Origin of the sequence: Larkinella humicola (assembly GCF_008727875.1) — a bacterium.
In the GTDB taxonomy this organism is placed as follows: domain Bacteria; phylum Bacteroidota; class Bacteroidia; order Cytophagales; family Spirosomataceae; genus Larkinella; species Larkinella humicola.
The window spans coordinates 614839-636883 of sequence record NZ_VTWS01000006.1; the positions used below are offsets into that span (position 1 = coordinate 614839).

Genomic DNA, 22045 nt, shown 5'->3' on the forward strand with positions numbered 1-22045 from the left:
ACGCTGCAAGCTAGCCGGTTTCTTCCCCGTGGACTATAGTAAATTTTCTATTTTACAGACAAATCAACATTCGTTCGTTTAGTCGGATCACCCCTCCTATTGGCATTGGGCTAGTTTTCTACACAAAGCACTTTTAAAACCATTTTACTTACCACATAAAGTAGTTAAACGAAGTTCGATCTCTACCTTTAAAAGGTATATAAAGTCATTTTTTGTACCACGTTTGCAAAGAAAAAAGGCAGAAAACGTATAGCCCACAGAAACATGATTGAGACAATTTATACAGAAGAAAATGGAGAATATCTGCAAAAAAACCCAACCTGGCACGTTGAGGATTCGCCCTGGAAAGCAGAGCAATTACTCAAAATAATAAATGCAAACCACCTTCAGCCAAACTCAATTGCCGAAGTGGGCTGTGGGGCTGGCGAAATACTAAATCAGTTGTATTTATCGATGCCCGGCGATGTCCTTTTCACCGGGTACGACATTTCAGTTGATGCCATCAACCTTGCCAAACACCGAAAAAAAGAACGGTTGGTGTTTAAGCATGAAAACTTTCTGGACACAAATACGCAGTATGACTTATTAATTATGATGGATGTTTTTGAGCATGTCAATGATTATTTAGGCTTTTTAAAACAGTGTAAAAACCGGGCAAAACACACCATTTTCCACATTCCGCTGGATCTTTCGGTTAGCGCAATTATGAGAAATAAATTAATAGATGGGAGAAAATCGGTCGGTCATCTGCATTATTTCATGAAAGAAACGGCTCTTGCCACCCTGGTTGATTCGGGGTATGACGTTATCGATTTCTTTTATACAACCGGCTCACTGGATTTACCCCTGAAGAACTTTCGATCAAAGCTTGCGGTCCTTCCCCGAAGACTATTGTATACGATCAATCAGGACATGGCCGCAAAATTAGTCGGTGGTTTTTCGTTATTAGTACTGACCAAATAAAACCGGCCGTACCTGCATCCGCTGGTCTTCCAGGCGATGTAGCGAAGCCAATTACCAGTCGTTCCGGCGCTACGTCGAACGGACATTTGGCTAGTTTTCTACACAGCTCCCCTCCCCCGTCCACCTATATTTACAATACAGAGCCCGGGTAGGTTTCCCAGTCGGCTCCATCTATCTAGCTCACTACGCCGTGGTTTTTTGGGGATTAACAGGTCGAATACCGTTTAATTGGCTACTTTGTCTGGCCGTCATTACTGGTCTGGGAATCCTGTCGCCATCGGTTGCACAGAAAGTGTCCGATTTGACCGACGAACAAATCCAGCAATTTATTCAGCAGGCCAAATCAAGCGGACTTTCCGAATCACAGATTGAACAGCTTGCTTTGTCGAGAGGCTTTACGCAGGCTGATATTACGGCAGTACGCCAGCGGATCGGCAATGCGGCCCTTAAAACACCAACGGAACCGGTTCGGGCCCCAGACGCATCCGATCGCATCCAATCGCCCGAATCGCCCATTCCGCTGCCGACAGACAACCCGACACCGCCCGCTCAATCCACTGCGAAGTCTCCCGATGCGCGGGATACCCCGCCGGTTTTTGGCGCTTCTTTATTCAGCAACACAAACCTGACCTTCGAGCCGAATCTCCGAATTCCTACGCCCAAAAATTATCAGCTCGGCCCGGACGATGAACTGATCGTGGATATTTATGGGAATGCCCAGCAAACCTATCGGGCCAAAATAAACCCGGAAGGCACCATCCGGCTGGAAAATCTAAGTCCCATTTACGTCAGTGGTTTAACCGTTGAGCAGGCTGAACAACGGATTGTTGGGCGATTGCGCCAATTATACATGGGCTTGAATACGGCCGGGAGCGGTGTTCAGGCGCAGGTTTCGCTGGGGAACATCCGGAGCATCAAAATAACGCTGATCGGTCAGGTCGTGAAACCGGGAACCTATACGCTATCGTCTCTGGGGACGGTTTTTAATGCCCTCTACGCGGCCGGGGGACCCGATCCGGACCGGGGCTCCTTCCGTGACATCCGCGTATACCGGGCCAACCGGCAGATTCGAACCCTGGATGTGTACGATTTCCTGCTCGGGGCCGACCAAAAAGACAACATCCGTTTGCAGGATCAGGACATCGTTTATGTCAACCACTACGACACGCGGGTGGAACTGAATGGCGAAGTGAAACAGCCTGGTATTTACGAAGTCAAAAAGGGTGAAGTATTGAAAACCGTACTGGCCTTTGCCGGCGGTTTCACCGATCGGGCGTATACGGCTTCGCTGACATTACGCCGAAATACGGATAAAGAACTGGAAATTGGAACCATCCCCGCCCTTAAAATCGATGCTTTTGTGCCCCAGCGCGGAGACCATTACGTAGTAGGCAGCATTACCGAACGCTACAGCAACCGGGTAACGATCCATGGCGCCGTGTTTCGCCCCGGCACTTACGCCCTGCAAAACAGCCCTACGCTCAAGCAGCTCATTGCCGCTGCCGAAGGCTTGCGGGAAGACGCTTTTATGAATCGCGTCACCCTTCGCCGGCTGCGGACCAATCTCGATCCGGAATTGATTTCGGTTGACCTGGGCAAAGTGATGCGGGGCGAACTAGCCGACTTCCCGTTGCAGCGTGAAGATGAAATTACGGTTCTGGCCTACGGCGACCTGCGCGAAAAACGAACCGTCACGCTGCAGGGTGCCGTCAATAAACCCGGTTTATTCGATTACGCCGACAGCATGAGCGTTGCCAGCCTGATTGTGCTGGCAGGCGGTTTTACGGAAGGAGCGACAGCCTCGCGGATCGAAATAGCCCGCCGTCTGCGAAACGACACAACTGGTTTACCAGACAATCAAAATATCCGGATTTTTCAATTTAACCTGGATGAAAACCTTCGGCTCACCGATGCCGACGCCCGTTTCAGCCTCCACCCCTTCGATCAGGTCTTTATCCGTACCTCTCCGCGCTACGAAACGCAGAAAATGGTCACCATCACGGGCGAAGTTCGCTATCCCGGACGGTATGCCATCCGGGATAAATCGGAACGGATTTCGGATTTGATTGGCCGGGCCGGCGGGTTACAACCGGAAGCCTTTTTAAACGCGGCCCGATTTGTCCGGCAAGGCGAAATTATATCCATCAACATCCGCGAAATTTTGCAAAAACCAACCAAAAGCGGCAACCTGCTGCTGTTAACCGGAGATTCCATCACCATTCCCCGAAAGGTCGAGTTAGTTCGGATCCGGGGCGAGGTGTTGAATCAATCGACCGTCGATTATAATTCCACGAAATCATTTCGATCCTATATCGATGAATCCGGTGGTTTTACCTCAAATGCGCAACGGCGAAAAGCCTACGTCGTGTATGCCAACGGGCAAATTCAGCGCACCAAGCGGTTTCTGCTCTTTCGGTCTTTCCCCACTCCGGAACCGGGCATGGACTTGGTAGTGCCAGCCAAACCCAAACGGGAAGAGAATAAATTGTCGGCCCCTGAACGCATTGCGGTGATGACCGGAATTACGTCATTAGCGGCTGTGGTCCTGACGGTTATCCGACTATTTTGATGAAAGGCGAAGCCATCATACCCACCGCCAATCACGTTGTGGCGCAGCCCGTTCGGGAAAGCTACTGGTTAGGCTTATCGCCGGGACGGCTGGTCAAACTGCTTTGGAAAAGACGGGTTCGACTCCTGTTGATCACGGCTTTTTTTTCAATAACCGGCATTATCGTGTCTTTCCTGCAACGACCGGAATACATCTCTGAAGCCCGGATCATGCCGGAAATCAGCCAGGGTTCCGGCGACTTGATTAAAAGACTGGCGACCGTGGCCGGGTTTGCCGGGCTGGAGCTGGGCGAAACCGGGAGCGTCGATGCGGTCAGACCCGATCTCTATCCCAAGGTTTTGCAAAGTACGCCTTTCGTGCTGGCCTTGATGAACAAACGGGTGCCGACCCAAGACGGGGGGCAGACGAGTGTGGCCGCCATGCTGTCTGAAACCGATTCCTGGTTCGAAAAAAAGTGGTTTTCATTCGATAAAAAAGCTGACAACTTCCGGGCCAACGTGAGTCCCCATACGATCCGGCTTACCCAGGACCAACAGGATTTACTCGAAGATATTCAACAGCGGGTTTCGGCGCAAATGGACACCCGCTCCGGGGTTATTACGGTTTCTGCCCAAATGCCGGATCCCGTCGCGGTAGCCGCTGTTACGCAAATAACCCTGGATTATTTGACCCGGTATGTGAGCAATTACCGAACAGAGAAAGTCCGGCGTGACCTGGAATTTTACACCAATCGGGTGAAAGAAGCCAAACGACGGTTCGAGCGTGCCCAGTACAGCATGTTTCACTACACGGACCAGCATAAGTACATGGTGGTTCAGACAGCGACCATGGAAAAGCAACGGATCGAAGCGGAATTGACCATTGCCCAAGCGGTTTATACCGAACTGGCCAAGCAGTTCGAGCAGGCCAAAATCAAAGTACAGGAACAGACACCGGTTTTTAAAGTACTCGAACCGGCCACCATTCCTTTGAAGCGATCATCACCCCGGCGCACGAATCTGGTACTCCTCTTTACGTTGACAGGCCTGGTTTTGGGCGGCCTGTCCTGTACGGCGGTTGACCTCGATGCGTGGGGCCACCTGCGCCGGAGTCTGAGCGATTGACCGGCATGATCCGGACCAAAAAAGTAAACCTTGTAGACCGAACTGCGATGTTGCACCGTGTTTTACAGTCGTTGAGGGCGAGTGCATTCAGTCAGGCCAGTCAAATCCTGATTCAGTTCGTCAGTGTACCCATCCTGATTCACGCCTGGGGATTGGTTTACTACGGCGAGTGGCTGTTGCTGTTCACGATTCCGTCGTATCTGGGGCTGAGTGACGCTGGGCTGACATCGGCGATTTCCAATGAATTACTCATTCAGGTAAGCAAAAAAGAGTACCCGAAAGCCGCGCGGCTCCTCGGCAATGGCATGACGTCGATCATCGGTTTTGGCGTCCTGGCATCGGCTTTTCTGGCGGCCGCTCTTGAATTTTCCGACTTTACTATCTGGCTGAAAATCAACCGGATTCAGGTATTAGAAGCCCGTTTTATCGTCCTCATCCTAATGATCTACGTGATGCTTATTCTCCAGCAGGAATTGATGAGCACGGTTCCCCGGGCGGAAGGCGACAATGCGACGGGTCGCATCTGGACGACGATCACCCGCTTGCTTGAATTCGCTTTGGTGGTCATTCTCGTCACCGTGGGTTACAAGGCCCTGGCGGTCGCACTGGGTTATCTGGTCGTTCGCGGGTTGAGTTGGGGAGCCATGTTTTTCTATTACCGACACCGGTATTCGTGGGTGAGCCAGGTGAAGGTCGGCTGGTTTCCGCTGGCCGAAATCCGGCACCTGCTCAGTCCGTCACTGGCTTTTTTAGGGTTTGCGCTGGCGAATTCCATGATCTTGCAGGGCAGCACGTTGCTGATCGGTTTTTTTATGACCCCAGTTCACGTCGTAATTTATACGGCCCTTCGCACCCTGAGCAATTTTATCCGACAGATGATGAACCTGCTCACCTCAGCCATCTGGCCGGAACTGACGCGGGCGCTGATTGCGAACGATCTTCCCAGAGCGGTCATACTCCACCGCCGGGTTTGCCAGATCGCTTTCTGGACTTCCCTGGGGTTGCTGTTCATCCTGGAAACAACCGGCGGCCCCATTCTGTCGGTGTGGACAAAAGGCACCGTTCAGCCCGTTCAACCGGTGTTTACCCTTCTTTTGCTGGCGACGCTGCCATACAGTTTGTGGCTCACGAGTGCCACCATTGCCATTTCCGTCAACCGTCATCAAACCATTGCCCTGAATTTTGTCTTGAGCAGTTTATGCACGCTGGTGGCGGCAACCTGGCTAATTCCCCGCTACGGATTATCGGGATTGGCCATTGGCTTATTGATTGGCGATTGCTTCATGCTCTTCCCGGTTTTTCGAGACAGTCTTCGGATTCTTCTGGAGGAACGTATCGAAAAATTAGTCCCGGCTATAGTAACCGATTTCGGGTGGTTAAACAAACTTCAAAAACAACAGCGATGATGATTTTTAAAGATAAAAAATGATATGATTTGGGTGTATGCACTGACCAGTCTGGCCGTTTTGGTCGTGGGCTTTAACAAGGCCCGGCATTTGGGATCAAGTCAGATGATTCCATTCAGAATAAGCGTTACTCTACTCATCATTTATTGCGTACTAACGCCTGTTTACTTTTATTCAACAGGCCGAAAAACGATTGTTGGCGATCAGGGTTTATTTATGTTTACCGGGAAAGACATTTCCGGGTATTATGAAAAAGGAATGCTTTTTCACCTCATTGCCAACGTATTTTTTGTGTTTGGTTTTGCCTGGAAACGGTATTCCAATTCAATTGAAAAGTTCGAGATAGCCCCCATGCAATATGCGGTTTTACGCAGAAAAGTAATCTGGTTATACGGTTTTTTCTTTTCTATTGTTCTGATAGACCTTATGTTCAGTGGGATCAATCCACTCGCCCTGCTAACCGGCGTTTCTGATGAAGAAATTTTTGGCAATGAAAACTCAACAAGGTCTTTCTACTTTCGAAATTGCGCCGACTGTGTGGTATCAACCCTGATCATGTATGCTTTTCTACGCGGAAAAACCTGGAAATTAGCACTCTTAATCATTCCCGCTTTCGTCTTGTTTGCAATAATGGGATTTCGGTATCGAATGATCATTACCCTATTAGGAATCATCCTTGTTTCAATAGTGAATTCGTCGTCCGCTTTTAACATCCGCAAATGGCTTGTTATTGGAACCAGTGTGATGTATTTTATCTTTTTCATCACCTACAACCGCTGGAATTTTATTGCAGGCCAATTCAGTGAATTAACGTATGACCCATCGGAATTCAACTATGAGCTGTTTTTTGATCAAACGCACCAATCGTTGAATGATTACAACCTGATTCGCTATTATGAAGAAAACAGAGAACTAAAGCATGATTACGGCTTAACGATGTTTGGCTATATTTTTATTAAAGCAGTACCAAAATTCGTTTTCAAAAATGGGGAAAAACCGTACCCCCCTCCAGCATTGGCCATTGTAAACGACTCACTGGAATTTCCACCGTCATGGCCCAAAACGGGCGAAACCACCATGCATTATGGCGGTTTTTATGGCGCTTTCGGGTGGTTCGGCGCCATGATCATGCCTTTTTTATTAGGACTTTTTATCCATTATTTTTCCAGCAAAAATCCGTCAGTTAATCCCGTAGGTTTCTTAAATCAAATCGTTATTTCACTGGCCTTATTTATGTTTATCAGTCGAGGTTATCTTCCTCAGTTTTTAGACAATTTCGTTTACCTTTCGTTACCGGTTTGGTTACTAAGCAAGTCAATTAAAAAAGCTTGTCATACAATTTACTAACGATGGTGTAGTACAATGTACAGGCTTAGCATACGAACCGATCAGATTAATGGAAACATCCCTGTAGTTCTGATTTATCATGAATCTGCTGATCAACGCTTTTAATCTCGCTTCGGCTGGTGGGCTCACGGTGGCACTGAACTTTCTAAAGAATATTCAGAAGCTGAAGCGTGAGACCGACTCCATCCATGTAGTCGTTCCCCGGGACTGTGGCTACGAGGAACTGGAATCGGGCGGTTTACAGATCCATTTTTTGCCTAAATCGTTAAATAACTGGCTTACCCGGCCCTATATGGATGCCATTTGGTACCCGCACCTGGTAAAGCAGGTCGATCCGGATGTGATCTTCACAATGGGCAACTTCCCTTCGCCCGTACAGTACAAACAAGTGGTGTTGCTGCATCTGTCTCACCTCGCGTACCCGAATGACAAGGTACTCTGGGAAAAATTAGGCCTTCGGATCTTCCTGAAAATCAAATTGCGCACCTGGGTTTTTAAACGACGGCTTCGCTATGTTGATGTTTTGCTCGTGCAGACGCAAACCATGAAAACCCGGATGAATCAACTTTATGCCCACTTGCCTCCGACCCGGCTTTTTCCAAATGCGTACACCTTGCTGAACAGCCGGACTCCCTACCAGCTACCGACTCAAAGGCAGCCCAACCTGACGTATCTCCTGTGTCTGTCCCGGTATTATTTACACAAAAATCTGGAGATTCTCGTCGAGGTTGGCCAGCTGATCAAAGCGAACCGGTTGCCCTACCGGATTTTTCTCACCATCGAAGCCCGGCAACACCCGAAAGCGGAACGGCTTTTGCAACAGATTTTCAGCGAATCGCTGGAAGACATCCTCGTCCCGATTGGTAATGTACCCACCGATTGCATAGCGTCTATTTATCAACAAGTTGACGGCTTACTGATGCCGACCTTGCTGGAATCGTTTTCAGCAACCTACGTCGACGCCATGCACTTCGGTGTTTCCATTTTCACGTCTCAACGTGATTTTGCCGAAGAAGTCTGTGGTGAAAGTGCGTATTATTTCGATCCGCTTTCGGCCCAAAGCATTGTCGATACGGTTCACGCCGGGTATTCGAACGAAACCCTGCGGCAACGCAAAATTAGCGAGGGACGCCGGCGTTCAACGACATTACCGGATTGGCCGCAGGTCAGCCGAACGTGCTGGGAGTTGCTGTTGTCGATGGCCGAAAACAAGGAAACGAACGTAAAACAATGATCCAATAAAACCTGTCCTCCTCTTGAAAACCATGCATCTGATCACAATTCTTCGGCGCTTTCGCCCGTTCATTCTGCCCTTCGCCGGAATAACCGCCTTTCTTTTTCTGGATGCCTGCCAGTCGTCCACCCCCGAACCCACAGCATCGGGTTTCGATTACCAGCCCCTGGAAAAAGGCAATTACTGGATTTATGAAGTGACGGAACAGCAATTTGCGCTCAATGGCAGCTCAACGACCCAAACCTATCAATTGCGGGAACTCATCACCCACTCATACGTGGATACGGCTGTCGTCGACCCGACCGCCAGTGCCACCTTTCGCGTGGAACGCCACCGCCGGACCAACGACAGCCAGCCCTGGCAACCCGACTCCGTAAGCAGCATTCGAATCGCTGACAATCAGCTGATTAAAACCGAAAATAACCGTTCGTACGTCAAGCTGGTGTTTCCGCTCATCGACCAGTTTCAGTGGAATGGTAATGTCTTCAACACAGCGGGTGAAGACCTGTATCAACTTAAAAATACCGCCAAACCGTTCAACGTACTGAGCAAACCGTTTCCTGAAACCGCAACCATTGTGCAGCAAAATGACTCGACGCTGGTTTCGCAGGACAAACGACTGGAAATCTACGCGCGCGGGGTTGGCTTAATCTATAAAGAAAAAGTACAATTGCAATTCTGTTCTTCAACCCCTTCGTGTGTTGGAAAAGCCCAAATCGACTACGGAATGCGGCAGTATATCCGACTCCGTTCGTATGGAAAATGACGAAATAGAACGCGGGTTGTGTTCTTCCGCGTATAGAATGGACGATTTTCTACACGCCGGGCCCGGTCCTTCTGACGATATTTGGTATAGGTACCGGATCAAGAACCTTCAGGATGAATGCGAAACAACAAGTTCACGATTTCTGGAATGAGGCCTCCTGCGGTGAAGACTTATACCTGAAGGGAGAAACGCTTCGGCAGAAATACCATCGACAAGGCATAGAACGCTACGCCCTGGAACCGTATATCGCCGATTTCGCTGATTTTCAATCGTTTGCCGAACGGCAGGTTTTAGAAATCGGCGTCGGTTTGGGGGCGGATCACCAGAAATTTGCGGAAGCCCACGCAAACCTTCACGGTTGCGACCTGACCGAGCGTGCCATTGAGCACACCCGCGAACGCTTGGCCTTGTTCAGTTTACGCTCGGAGCTACGGGTTGCTGACGCCGAAAACCTTCCATACGAAACCGGCTCGTTCGATCTGGTTTATTCGTGGGGCGTTATCCACCACAGTCCGGATACCCAGCGGGTTACGGATGAAATATTCCGGGTTTTGAAACCCGGAGGATTGGCTAAAATCATGATCTACCACAAACACAGTTGGGTGGGCTACCTGCTCTGGCTGCGGTATGCACTCGCCCGGGGAAAGCCCGCAACCGATCTCGCAGCGATCTATGCCAAGCACCTGGAAAGCCCCGGAACCAAAGCCTACAGCAAGGCCGAAGCCCAGCGGTTATTCGCCCAATTCCGGCAGGTGTCCATTAAAACCGTCTTGACCCACGCCGATTTACTGGCTTCGCAAGCCGGTCAGCGGCACCGGAGCTGGCTGCTCACTGTCAGCCGCCGGCTGTATCCCCGGTGGCTGATCAAAACGTTTTTCCCGGAACACGGCCTGTATATGATGATTTCCGCCATTAAATAAGCCCTCCGGTAAAGCGCGCGTTGATCGTTCGGGTTTATCGCTACCATTTAAACCACTGAATACCTGCGTTTTGCCCCGTTCCTCTAAAGGGGGCTCTTAGCATCCGGATTTGAAAAGTCCCCTTAGGCGAACGGGGCAAAAACGCAGGTATAAAGAATGATCAAACTCAACTCTAAACCATGAACTTTAAACCGGTCTATTACTAGTATGTGCGGCATTGCGGGCATCGTCAGTACTTCCATTTCGTCGGCCGTTGACATCCAATCGACCATCCGCCACCGCGGGCCGGACGGAGAAGGTATTTTCAATGCACCGGGAATTCAACTGGCCCATACCCGTCTGGCAATCCTGGACCTGTCGCTCAATGGCAGGCAGCCCATGCAAACCGCTGACGGTCGCTACGTTATTGTTTTTAACGGCGAAATCTACAACCACCTCACGCTGCGGGCCGCCCTGACCGATCGGTACGTCTTCCGGTCGACGTCGGACACCGAAACGCTACTGTACGGATTTGCGGCCTATGGAACAGCGGTTTTCAGAAAACTGAACGGGATTTTTGCCTGCGCCATTTTCGATACCGTCACGCGCCAACTGGTGCTGGCCCGGGATCAGTTTGGCGTAAAACCGCTGTATTATTACCACAAAAACGGGCTGTTTCTCTTCAGCTCGGAGCTAAAAACCATTGCTGCCTATCCGGGAGTCGATAAAAGCATCGACTATCCGGCGCTTGTCAACTACCTGCATTTTCTCTATTCGCCCGGTATGCAGACGCCTTTTCAACACGTCAGCAAGCTGTTGCCGGGTCATTTGATTCAATTGCCGATCGACGAACCCGCTTCAATCTGCATCAAACGGTATTACGACCTGCCTTTCCGGGGCACCTATTCCGAACAGTCCGAATCCCAGTTGCTGGAAGAACTTGACGAACGGCTTTTCTCTGCTGTCAAACGCCAGTTGCAATCCGATGTTCCCCTGGCTTTTTTTCTGTCCGGTGGCCTGGACTCCAGCCTGGTCATGGCGATGGCCAAACGGGCGCATCCTACCGAGCGGCTGACCGGTTACACCATTCGCACGGCCCTTCGGAACGGGAAATTTGAGGGTTTTGAAAACGATTTGCCGTATGCCCGGCAGGTGGCGGCCCATTTAAACGTCGATCTGGTGGAAGTGGATGCCAACGTAGACATCGTCCGCGATTTCGACCACATGATTTACCACCTTGACGAACCGCAGGCCGACACCGCTCCCTTTAACGTCCTGAATATCTGCCGGGAAGCCCGTAAAAACGGGCATACGGTTTTGCTGGGCGGAACAGCCGGAGACGATGTTTTTTCGGGCTACCGGCGTCACCAGGCCCTCAGCATGGAGCCGTTTCTAAACCGGATTCCGCCCGCCGTGGGCCGGTTGCTGAACCGCACCATCAACCTCGGCACCAACGATGCGCCCCTGCTTCGGCGGCTTCGAAAATTAACCGCCGGTATGGGCCAGCCCCAACACGAACGAATGGCCGATTACTTTGCCCGCTTACCCCTTGCCACCAACCATCATTTATTCGAAAGCAACATCGGAAAAACCCTGTACGGTCACCAGCCCAGCCATCAGTTGCTGGCGGCACTCGAACGGATTCCCGACGAAAAAAACCTACTCAACCAACTATTATTCTGGGAGTTATCATACTTCCTACCGGATCACAACCTGAACTACACCGATAAAATGAGCATGGCAGTCGGAGTCGAAACCCGCGTGCCTTTTCTCGATACCGAGCTGGTTGAATTTAGTACCAGGCTGCCGCCGTCCCTGAAAATGCACGGGCGAACCACCAAATACCTGCTCCGAAAAGTGGCGGAGCGGTACTTACCGCAATCCGTCATCTACCGCCCCAAAACCGGTTTCGGAACACCCCTGCGCGACTGGCTCCGCACCGGCCAGTTGAACGAAATGCTCCAGCGGTATCTCTCCGTAGAAAGCCTGCGGAAACGGGGCATTTTCGATCCGGAAGCCGTACACCAGTTAATTCGGGATAATCAAACCGGAAAACTCGATGCGTCCTATTCCATCTGGGGCTTAATGGCCATTGAGTCCTGGTTCCGCCAATTTGTAGACCTCAACGAATGAAACAACTTATTCTTCACCTAAAAACGGGTCATACGTTACTGGAAGACGTACCCGCTCCACAGGTTCGGCGCGGGCAGGTTCTCATTCAAACGCGCCGGACGCTGGTTTCGCTCGGCACTGAACGCATGCTGGTCGAATTTAGCCGGGGCAGCCTCATTTCGAAAGCCCGCCAGCAACCCGACCGGGTGAAGCAGGTGCTGGAAAAAATCCGGAGCGACGGCCTGATTCCAACACTGGAAGCGGTTTTCAACAAACTGGATCAACCGCTGCCGCTGGGCTATTGCAACGTTGGCGAGGTGGTGGCCCTGGGAGAAGGCGTCACCGATTTGTCCGTTGGCGACCGCGTTGCTTCCAACGGACACCATGCCGAAGTGGTTTGCGTTCCGCGGAATCTGGTGGCACGCGTGCCCGACCGTGTCAGCGACGATGAAGCGGTTTTTACCGTCATTGGTTCCATCGGTTTACAGGGTGTCCGGCTGTTGAATCCGACGCTGGGCGAAACCGTGGTTGTCGTTGGCCTGGGGCTAATTGGGCTGCTCACAGCCGAACTGCTCCGGCTGAACGGGTGCCGGGTGATCGGGCTGGATGTGGACGAAAAAAAGCTGGAACTGGCCCGCAGCCGGGGGGTGATTGCCCTGAATCCGGCGGGTGGTACTGATGCCGTAAAAGCCGTCCTGGCGCTCACCCAGGGCATTGGCGCGGATGGCGTCGTGATCACAGCCTCGGCCAAAAGCGACGAACTGATTTCGCAGGCCGCCCGCATGAGCCGGAAACGCGGACGCATTGTGCTCGTGGGGGTTGTTGGCCTGAACCTGAGCCGCGCCGAGTTTTACGAGAAAGAACTAACGTTTCAGGTTTCCTGCTCCTACGGCCCCGGCCGCTACGACGACCTGTACGAACAACAGGGAGCCGATTATCCCCTTCCGTTTGTTCGCTGGACGCAAAACCGCAATTTTCAAACCATCCTGCAACTGCTGGAAACGGGTCAACTGGATGTAAAACCGTTGATTACGGAAGTGGTCCCGCTCGGAAATTTTGACCGGATCTACCGCGAAATCTCCCACTCGCTTTCGATTGCGTCGCTGCTGAGTTACCCGGAAAAACGGGATCTGAAACCGGTGGTTCGCCTGCGGGAAAGCCGGTACGAAGGCGCTGGAACGGCGGTTGCGGGGCTGATTGGTGCCGGTAATTTCGCCAGTGCCGTTCTGTTGCCCGCTTTGAAAGAAACCGGTGTCCCGCTAAAAACCATTGCCAGCGCCAACGGATTGAATGGAACCTTGCTGGCCAAAAAATACGGTATTGCGCTCAGTACCACCGACTACCGGGAAGTTCTGAACGATCCGGACATCAATCTGGTGGTCATCACCACCCGCCACCAGCAACATGCCCGGATGACCCGCGAGGCTTTGCTGGCGGGCAAACACGTTTTTGTCGAGAAACCGCTCGCCATTTACGAAGACGAACTGGAGCAACTGCTGGAAGTGCAGCAGCAAACCGACAAAACGGTTCTGGTGGGTTTCAACCGCCGGTTTGCGCCCCACGCCCAGAAAATGAAAGCGCTCCTGGGCGGTTCGGCCTCCTGCGATGTTCCGATGAACGTCATTGCCACGATGAACGCGGGTTTTATTCCGGCCAGCTCCTGGGTGCATGACCGGGCCGTGGGCGGTGGACGAATCCCGGGTGAAGCCTGCCACTACGTCGACCTGATCACGTTTCTGACTGGCAGCCGGGTGGTGGCGGTTTGCATGAATGCAATGGGGCGGCAAACCTCCGAAACGAGCGATTCAGCCTCGCTCCTGCTGCGGTACGAAAACGGTTCGACGGGCGTCATCAACTACTTCGCCAACGGCAGCAAAGCCTACGCTAAAGAGCGTTTCGAGGTGTATTCGCAGGAACGAACCCTGATACTGGACAATTTCCGAACGCTGAAAGGCTACGGTTTCAAAGGTTTTTCCGACTTGTCGACGCAACAGGACAAAGGCCATAAAGCGCAGTTTCAGCGGCTGGTGGAGCAGGTGCGCACCGGCGGGAACCCGCTGATTCCGTTCGACGAACTCGTCAATACTACCCGCACGATGCTGGCCGCCCTGCAAAGTTTAAAAACCAGACGGTGGGTGGAAGTCGCCACCGGAGTTGGCGTGATTCAATCAGCAGAACCGTCGCCTGTCCTATGAAAAACTGGCGGCTTTACTGGAACACCATCCGGCATTTACGGACGCAGCAACTGGTTTATCAGACCATAAACCGCTTGCGTTCAAAACCGTCACTGACCATCGAAGCCGTTCCGCCCGCTACTACTTTCCTGGCGTTTGCAGCCCCCGATAAACCGCAGAGTCTGACTGGACAAACCTTCACGTTTCTGAATCAGTCCGTTTCGTTTCCAACGGAAGTCGACTGGAATTATGCAAACAATGGAAAGCTCTGGCAGTACAACCTCAACTACTTTGATTTTCTGAATCAACCCGGTCTGGACGTGGAGCAGGGCATCGGTTTGATCCGGCAGTTTATGCGCCAGTCGGTGGAATTGAACGGGGGCCTGGACCCCTACCCGGTTTCGCTGCGCATCATTAACTGGATTCGATTCCTGTCGCACCATCAGCTCCGGTTAGCCGACATCGACGTTCATCTTCGAGCGCAGGTTCGGCTGCTGCAAAGCCGACTAGAATACCATCTCTTGGGAAATCATTTGCTGGAAAACGGCTTTGCCCTGCTGCTGGGATCGTTGTATTTTCAGGATCGATCCCTGTACCAGAAAGCCATTTCCCTCGTCCGCTCGCAACTGACTGAACAGTTGCTGCGGGATGGCGGGCATTACGAACGCAGCCCGATGTACCACCAGATTATTCTGGACCGGCTGCTCGACACCTGTCAGGCCCTGAAAAAAGACGATTGGCACACCGATCGCGACGCCGACGGTTTGCTGCTGGAACAGGCCCGGCGGATGCTGGACTGGCTGGTGACGATCACCTTTTCAAACGGAGCGATCCCGCTGATGAACGATGCCGCCGACGAAATGGCACCCACCACTGCCCAGCTTCGCGCCAAAGCCGAACGAATCGGAATCAACCCGCAACGCACTAGTTTATCAGACAGCGGTTTTCGCCATTTCCTGACGCCGATGTACGAAGTCGTAGCGAACATCGGCACCGTCGGGCCGGCGCACCAGCCGGGTCATGCACACGCCGATACGTTTAGCTTTGAACTTCACGCTCACGGCCAGCCGGTTCTGGTGGATAGCGGCACGTCCACCTACGCGGTCAACGCCCGGCGGCAATGGGAACGCAGCACGGCAGCCCACAATACCGTTCAGCTTTTCGATGCCGATTCGTCGGAAGTATGGGGCGGTTTTCGTGTGGGGCGACGGGCAACCGTAACACTCCTGGAAGAAACCCCTGCCCTCATCCGGGCGCACCATGATGGGTATCAGCACCTCGGCGTCAGCCACGAACGCCAGTGGGTTATGGCTCCTAACCAACTGGCGATCATTGACCGGATCAACGACGGGCCAACCGCCGTGGCCCGGTTTTATCTGGCTCCCGGGGTTCGGCCCCTGACGGTAAACGCGAATCGCATGCGCTTCTCCTGGGGGAACATGGAGTGGCAAAATGCAGTCAAAATCAGCCAGAAAGCCGTTCAGGTTGCCCGGCAGTTCAACCAGCTTCAGCCGACGCTGGTGATCGAGGTTCAGTTCAAAAAAACAGTACGGACGATAATTACCTGTGTGGAATGAAAATTGTCTATTTCTATCAGTACTTCTCAACGCCAAAGGGTTCCTGGGGAACCCGCGTGTACGATTTTGCCAAACAATGGGCGGAAAGAGGCCATTCGGTTACCGTCGTCACCAGCCTCTATGCGAAGTCGGATCTGAAGGCCAGCCGCTGGACAGAAGAACAGACCATCGACGGAATCCGGGTCAAAATCCTGAACCTCCGCATCGACAACAAACAGTCTCCACTTCGACGAATCTGGACCTTTCTTGCCTTTTCAATCTGGTCGAGCTGGTATGCCCTGACCTTGCCCGCCGACGTGGTCGTGGCTTCCTCCGGCCCCATTACCGTGGGAATTCCCGGTTTGATGGCCCGGTATTTGCGGGGTCGGAAGCTGGTTTTTGAAGCCCGGGATCTGTGGCCCGACACGGCCATTCTGATGGGCGCGTTGCCCAATCCGGTTGTCCAAAAACTAGCCTACTGGTTTGAGCGGCAATGCTACCGGGCCGCACACCTGATCGTTGCCCTTTCGCCCGGTATTCAGCAGAACATTGCCCTGCGCTGCGGTTTCACCCACAGCATTTCCATCCCCAACGCGACCAACCTGGATCTGTTTGGCACGCCCGTCGCAAACGTTCCGCTGCCCGCTTCGCTATCGGGCAAAAAAGTCGTTATTTACACGGGAAACATCGGGGCCGTCAATAATTCCACCCTGTTGTTCGAAACCGCTAAAGCCCTGCGCCAGCGAACCGACATCGTTTTGCTGCTCATTGGCGACGGCCAACAGAAGCAGGAACTCCTGGCAAAACAGCAACAGGACGCCTTACCCAATTTCTTTATTTATGATTTAATGCCTAAAAATGAAGTGGTTGCCTACGTCCAGCAAGCCTGGCTAGCCATTGTTCCCCTCAAGCGTGCGCCTTTGCTCGACACCTCATCGCCGAACAAACTGATGGAAGCCCTGGCCGCCGGAACGCCGGTTATTCAGACCACCGACGGCTGGATAAAAACCTTCCTGGAAGAACACCAGTGCGGTTTTACGTTCAGTTCGGATGATCCGGCAGCCCTAGCGGCATTGCTCATTTCATTGGCCGACGACCCCACCTGGCGTCCGGCCATGAGCCTGCGGGCAGCGGCCGTCGCCCGGCGTCTGTTCGACAAGAACCAGTTAGCGACCGACTATTTAACCGCTTTATCCAATGTCTGCCAATCCAAGCCCCATTCCACCGACCGCGTTACTGACCGGACACAATGGATTTCTGGGTAAATACCTGGCCCGAAGTTTAACCGAAACCGGGTACCGGGTTTTAACGCTGGGGCGAACCGAAGGCGATATTCGCTCTGATCTGGCAATTCAACAACCTGATTTGTCTGGATACGCCATCAATCTGGTGGTTCACGCGGCCGGGAAAGCCCACAGCCTACCACGCAGTGCGGAAGAATCACAGGCTTTTTTCCAGGTGAACCGGGATGGAACCCGGCGGTTGCTTCAAGCGCTTGAATCGCAAAAAAAACGGCCCGACGCCTTCATTCTCATCAGCACCGTGGCTGTTTATGGGGGCGAAACAGGAGACAATATAAGCGAAGAAGTAGCTTTGGGTGGGAAAACACCCTATGCCGAAAGCAAAATACAGGCCGAGGAAGTGGTGCAAACCTGGTGCGCACAGCAGGGCGTCCGGTGCTGCATCCTGCGATTGCCGCTGATTGTCGGTGCCGAAGCCCCTGGTAATTTAGGAAAAATGGAGCGGGCCATTCGACATAGGCGCTACGTCCACATCGGTGCCGGTTCGGCCAGGCGGAGTATGGTTCGCGCCGACGATGTGGCCCGAATGATTCCGAAAGCCGCCCTGACCGGCGGAATCTACAACCTGACGGATGGCGTTCATCCATCGGTGCGGGAATTGGGGGACGCCATGGCCCGGCAAATCGGCCAACGAACGATACCGACGGTTCCGATCCGTTTTGCAAAAATTCTGGCCCGGCTGGGCGATGGCATCAACGGGATGATCGGACGAAAGTTTCCCTTCGATTCCATTACATTAGCGAAAATGACGAGTTCCTTAACCTTCTCGGACCAGTTAGCCCGGGAAAAACTAGGCTGGAAGCCGCGTTCGGTCCTCTCTTTTTTTGCTCCGGATTCGGACGAAAACCATAATTTTATTCAAGCCTCTGCAAAAAAGAGGGAAGCGTTTTAACCAGCCAGCATGAATTCAAAGCGACCACGGGTTTTACACATTAGCACGGCTCATCCTCCATACGATCCGCGCATCCTGTATAAATATTTGCCCGTTTTAGCCGTCCATTACGACGTTTTTTGCGCCATTCCGAACGCCGATCCGGCCGTTGTTCCGGCGGTACGTTTTATTAGCTTGCCTTATTTCAAACGCGTCATTTTGCGGTTTTTGGTTACCTGTCCACTGATCCTCTGGAAAACCGTCCGGCTTCGTCCGGCCCTGATCCATGTCTATTCACCTGAATTTCTGCCGTTTGCGTACCTGTACCGCATCTTTGGTACCCGCGTCATCTACGAAGTTCAGGAAAACCTGCACAAAAAAATCCACTTGAAACGCCACAACCGGGGCTGGCTTCTGAAAAGAGCCTTTGCGTTTTTTGACCAGATGGCACGTCGGCATTTTTCCCTGATTTTTACGGAACATGGCTACCTGACGACCTATACCAACCTCTCGAAACCGCACGCCGTGATCTACAATTATCCGCTGTTGTCTTTCCTGGACACCTATCGGCGTCCGTATCGGCAGGCATCCGACCCGATCGAGTTCTTTTACATCGGCTGGCTGAGTTTCGAACGGTCGATTGTTACCCTACTGGACGGGCTGGCCCTGGTAAAGGCCACCCATCCTCATTTTAAAGCACATTTGTTTGGTCATCGTTCCTTTTCCGATCAGGATCTGGAAGCCCTACCCGCCTATGCCATCGTGAAAGATAACCTCATCTTTTACGGCTATACGGACCAGTCCAAAGCGTTTGCCCAGGTTTCCAGGGCCGTGGCGGGGCTGGCGCTGTTGAAACCGATCGGAGATTATACGGAATCGTATACCACCAAAATGTTCGAATACATGGCCCTCGGACTGCCGGTTATTACCGCCAATTTTCCATTGTATCGCCCGGTTGTCGAAGGCAATCAGTGCGGTTTTTGCATCGACCCATCCGACCCGGAGGCTTTGGCCCTGCATTTGCGGTTTCTGATCGATCATCCGCAGGAAGCCGAAAAAATGGGAAAACGCGGGCGGCAGGCTGCGGAAAAGTCCTACAACTGGGCGAGCGAAGAACCTAAACTGCTGAATCTTTATGAGTTACTCCTTTCACCGTCTGCATCATGAACTGGATTGTTTACGCTGGCGTGGCCATTTTATTGCTCGGAGCTGAAGTGCTATACCTTCGTCTTGCCACTCATTACCACATTGTCGATTCGCCCAACCACCGCAGTTCACACACCCAACTGACGGTTCGGGGGGGGGGCATCATCTTCTGGCTGGCGGCTTTTCTGGCTTTCGTGGTCACTAATTTCGTATCGCCGGTCTTTTTTGTGGGCCTGACTCTGGTGGCGCTGGTCAGTTTTCTGGACGACATCTCTTCCATCCCGAACCGCATCCGGCTGCTGATTCAACTGATCAGTCTGGGGCTGTTGCTGGAACAAACCGGCCTCTGGTCCGAACTAAGCTGGTGGATGGTACCCGGGCTCATCCTGGCCTGTGGTGTGTTGAATGCCTACAATTTTATGGATGGCATCAACGGCATGACGGCTTTTTACAGCCTCGTCACCGTGGCAAGTGTCCTGATTATCAACCAATTTATCATACCATTCACCGAGCCGACCCTGGTTGTCTTTTCACTCATTGGGGTGGTCATTTTTGCGTTTTTCAACGCCCGCCAGCAGGCTTTGTGCTTTGCGGGGGATGTTGGCAGCGTGTCGATGGCGTTCATCGTGATTTTTTTGCTCATCAACCTGATGCGCGAAAGCGGGCAACTAACGTACCTCTTGCTGCTGACGGTTTACGGCATCGATAGCGTCATGACCATTTTGTACCGATTGTGGCGGGGTGAAAACATCTTTCAGCCTCACAAACTGCACCTTTTCCAGTTGCTGGTGCATCAGCTACAATGGCCGCACTTACGCGTTGCCGGTCTGTATGCCCTGACGCAGTTTCTCATCAATGGGTATGTGATCTGGCTCACCCGCTGGGATGCTCAAAGGCAGTTTTGGGGAAGTTTAGCCCTGCTGGCGGTGTTGACGCTGGCCTATGTTCTTATCACAAACCGGCTGCTCAAGCCGCGCCGTAAGCCCGATCATGGGCGGGAAACATCCCAGGTTTTTCGGAGACTAACCTGAAAACCGGTGCTGTTGGGGTATAAAGCACCGTGGTCGCTGGCAACCGACACCCTGGCCTGCATGCCGCGCTTGAAAGCCGGGAAACCCACCACCAGCAGGGATGAAAACTGCCCGAGGGTGGTGGAAAACGGTTGAGCGTAGGTACCCAGATTCTGACTCATCGAGCATTTCAACTGAAACAGGTACCGCTGCGACCAGGTACCGGACATCCCCACATGAAAAACCTGCACCCGGTTGTTGTTGCTGAAGAGGTAATTTTTTATCGTTTGAGCGCGTGGCAATTCTGACCGGGTATCATCGACAGGCGGAATGAACGGCGTGCCGATGGTTCGTCCGAGATACGACCAGCCGTCGATATACTGGGTATGGTTGAAGTAATTGTCCGCACCGCGTTCTTTGTTCAGATCCCCAAATTTGGCGCCCCCCTGGCTCTGCGTATTGAGATACTCCACCAGAACAGTCTGAATCTGAAACCGGTAGCTCGCCGGGCGGTTATTTTTGAATCGAATGCCGTGCAAACCGTCCGCAATATTGGTCAGGTAAAACAACGAGCCGTCGTCGTAAATACTCTGGCGGTACAACAGCAGGGAAAACCGTTTTGTGCTGATTTCAAACCCGATGTCGAGCGTCCCGAGGTGATTGCCCAGGCGGTTTCCGCGATCGGCTTTGCTGAAAAGCGTGGTATCGATGTTGTCGCCCCGGGCGGCCAGCGAGGTCCCCGTTACGGCATTGAGGTAATTCCTGAAACCCGTCGGAAACCGCCCGTTTTTGATCTGGTTTTCATTGGTGACCACCTCGCTCCTGCCTGCCCACTGCACCTGATGGTTGAACCCTGCGTAGAACCGAACCGGCCAGCCCGGTTTTCCCAGCCGACCATACAGCGCTTTTTGGTGTAAATAGGAATGCGTAACGGCCCCCTGATTGCCGAACCAGCCGTGAGCATACAGCCCACGAAAGGAAATCACCCCTTTGGTAAAACCGACGGGGGTGTATTCCGCCAATGCAAGCTGGACTCTAGGAAGGGGCATCGCATTGCCAGACCCGATGTAAGGCCCTGTTCCCAGCGTCGAATCAGCCAGCCCAATGACTTCTTTCCGGCGCCCCACCAATAATTCCAACCCCCAGAGCCGCCCTTTCACATAGGCTTCCGGAATCAGAACGGCCGACTTCCGGCTTGCATTCCCCACCACTTCCAGCCCATAGCCCCAGCCGATCAACCTCCGTTTGTTTTTGATTAAATTGGCCGGTTTGGTTCGATCGTACAGGTAGTTAGCGGCCATTCCACCCCGGAGGGTTCCGAACGGGGATGTGGCTGGAACCGTTCCGTATTGGTTGGCCCGTAGCCAGAACGGCGTTTGTGGCGCGGTGTTGGCCGAAAAAGCGGTTTCGACAAACAGGCGAAATTCTTTCTTTTCCAAATCCGGACGGTAAATTTCGGTAGTAATTCCCGAAGACGTCGAATCGACCGTTTGCGCCCAGTCTTTGAACGGGATCAGACCGAGCAGCAGCAGGAAGGGCATTCGGCAGGCTCTGATGAAGTCGATCATGAATCGTGGATGTTAAAATG

16 protein-coding genes are annotated in these 22045 nt (G+C 52.5%); 15 read left to right on the forward strand and 1 reads right to left on the reverse strand.

Going from position 1 to position 22045, the window contains the following annotated elements; all coding sequences use genetic code 11:
- Positions 1-264 precede the first annotated feature (264 nt).
- The 15 genes from F0P93_RS24055 to F0P93_RS24125 all read left to right on the forward strand — a co-directional run bounded on the left by F0P93_RS24055 (position 265) and on the right by F0P93_RS24125 (position 20478).
- The gene (locus tag F0P93_RS24055) at positions 265-963 is read left to right on the forward strand and encodes a class I SAM-dependent methyltransferase (protein WP_150880268.1); all 699 of its coding nucleotides are present in this window, start codon (positions 265-267) and stop codon (positions 961-963) included.
- Positions 964-1255: 292 nt separating this feature from the next.
- Positions 1256-3532: an SLBB domain-containing protein gene (locus F0P93_RS24060; RefSeq protein ID WP_225309619.1), complete on the forward strand. Its 2277-nt coding sequence runs from the start codon at positions 1256-1258 to the stop codon at positions 3530-3532.
- A complete protein-coding gene (locus F0P93_RS24065) occupies positions 3532-4635 on the forward strand; it encodes a Wzz/FepE/Etk N-terminal domain-containing protein (protein WP_150880269.1) in 1104 nt (367 codons plus the stop codon). Before F0P93_RS24060 ends, F0P93_RS24065 begins: the two co-directional genes overlap by 1 nt.
- Before the next feature lie 47 nt (positions 4636-4682).
- Entirely contained in the window at positions 4683-6041 is a 1359-nt protein-coding gene (locus F0P93_RS24070; protein ID WP_191908905.1) for a lipopolysaccharide biosynthesis protein, read from the forward strand.
- A 33-nt stretch (positions 6042-6074) separates the two neighbouring features.
- Positions 6075-7388, forward strand: coding sequence for an O-antigen polymerase (locus tag F0P93_RS24075; RefSeq protein ID WP_191908906.1), 1314 nt, complete (start codon positions 6075-6077; stop codon positions 7386-7388).
- A 79-nt stretch (positions 7389-7467) separates the two neighbouring features.
- Entirely contained in the window at positions 7468-8622 is a 1155-nt protein-coding gene (locus F0P93_RS24080) for a glycosyltransferase (protein WP_150880272.1), read from the forward strand.
- Positions 8623-8653: 31 nt separating this feature from the next.
- Positions 8654-9388, forward strand: a complete 735-nt coding sequence (locus F0P93_RS24085; RefSeq protein ID WP_150880273.1) for a hypothetical protein — start codon at positions 8654-8656, stop codon at positions 9386-9388.
- A 113-nt stretch (positions 9389-9501) separates the two neighbouring features.
- Positions 9502-10308: a class I SAM-dependent methyltransferase gene (locus tag F0P93_RS24090; protein WP_150880274.1), complete on the forward strand. Its 807-nt coding sequence runs from the start codon at positions 9502-9504 to the stop codon at positions 10306-10308.
- A gap of 207 nt (positions 10309-10515) precedes the next feature.
- Positions 10516-12420 (forward strand): asparagine synthase (glutamine-hydrolyzing), encoded by a 1905-nt coding sequence (gene asnB / locus F0P93_RS24095; protein WP_150880275.1) that lies wholly within the window; start codon positions 10516-10518, stop codon positions 12418-12420.
- Complete coding sequence (locus F0P93_RS24100; protein WP_150880276.1) at positions 12417-14594, forward strand: bi-domain-containing oxidoreductase; 2178 nt, start codon at positions 12417-12419, stop codon at positions 14592-14594. Before asnB ends, F0P93_RS24100 begins: the two co-directional genes overlap by 4 nt.
- Positions 14591-16150, forward strand: coding sequence for a heparinase II/III family protein (locus F0P93_RS24105; RefSeq protein WP_150880277.1), 1560 nt, complete (start codon positions 14591-14593; stop codon positions 16148-16150). The genes F0P93_RS24100 and F0P93_RS24105 overlap by 4 nt, the downstream gene beginning before the upstream one ends.
- Positions 16147-17394 carry a glycosyltransferase family 4 protein gene (locus F0P93_RS24110; RefSeq protein ID WP_150880278.1) on the forward strand — a complete coding sequence of 416 codons (1248 nt, stop codon included), beginning with the start codon at positions 16147-16149 and terminating at the stop codon, positions 17392-17394. Before F0P93_RS24105 ends, F0P93_RS24110 begins: the two co-directional genes overlap by 4 nt.
- Positions 17327-18322, forward strand: a complete 996-nt coding sequence (locus tag F0P93_RS24115) for an NAD-dependent epimerase/dehydratase family protein (RefSeq protein ID WP_150880279.1) — start codon at positions 17327-17329, stop codon at positions 18320-18322. The genes F0P93_RS24110 and F0P93_RS24115 overlap by 68 nt, the downstream gene beginning before the upstream one ends.
- Positions 18323-18331: 9 nt before the next feature.
- On the forward strand, positions 18332-19468 hold the full coding sequence (locus tag F0P93_RS24120) for a glycosyltransferase (protein ID WP_150880280.1): 1137 nt from the start codon (positions 18332-18334) through the stop codon (positions 19466-19468).
- Positions 19465-20478, forward strand: coding sequence for an MraY family glycosyltransferase (locus tag F0P93_RS24125; protein WP_150880281.1), 1014 nt, complete (start codon positions 19465-19467; stop codon positions 20476-20478). Before F0P93_RS24120 ends, F0P93_RS24125 begins: the two co-directional genes overlap by 4 nt.
- On the opposite strand, the gene F0P93_RS24130 is transcribed toward F0P93_RS24125, so the two are convergent.
- Entirely contained in the window at positions 20436-22025 is a 1590-nt protein-coding gene (locus tag F0P93_RS24130) for a capsule assembly Wzi family protein (RefSeq protein WP_150880282.1), read from the reverse strand. The two genes, F0P93_RS24125 and F0P93_RS24130, sit on opposite strands and share 43 nt — an antisense overlap.
- Positions 22026-22045: the final 20 nt, after the last annotated feature.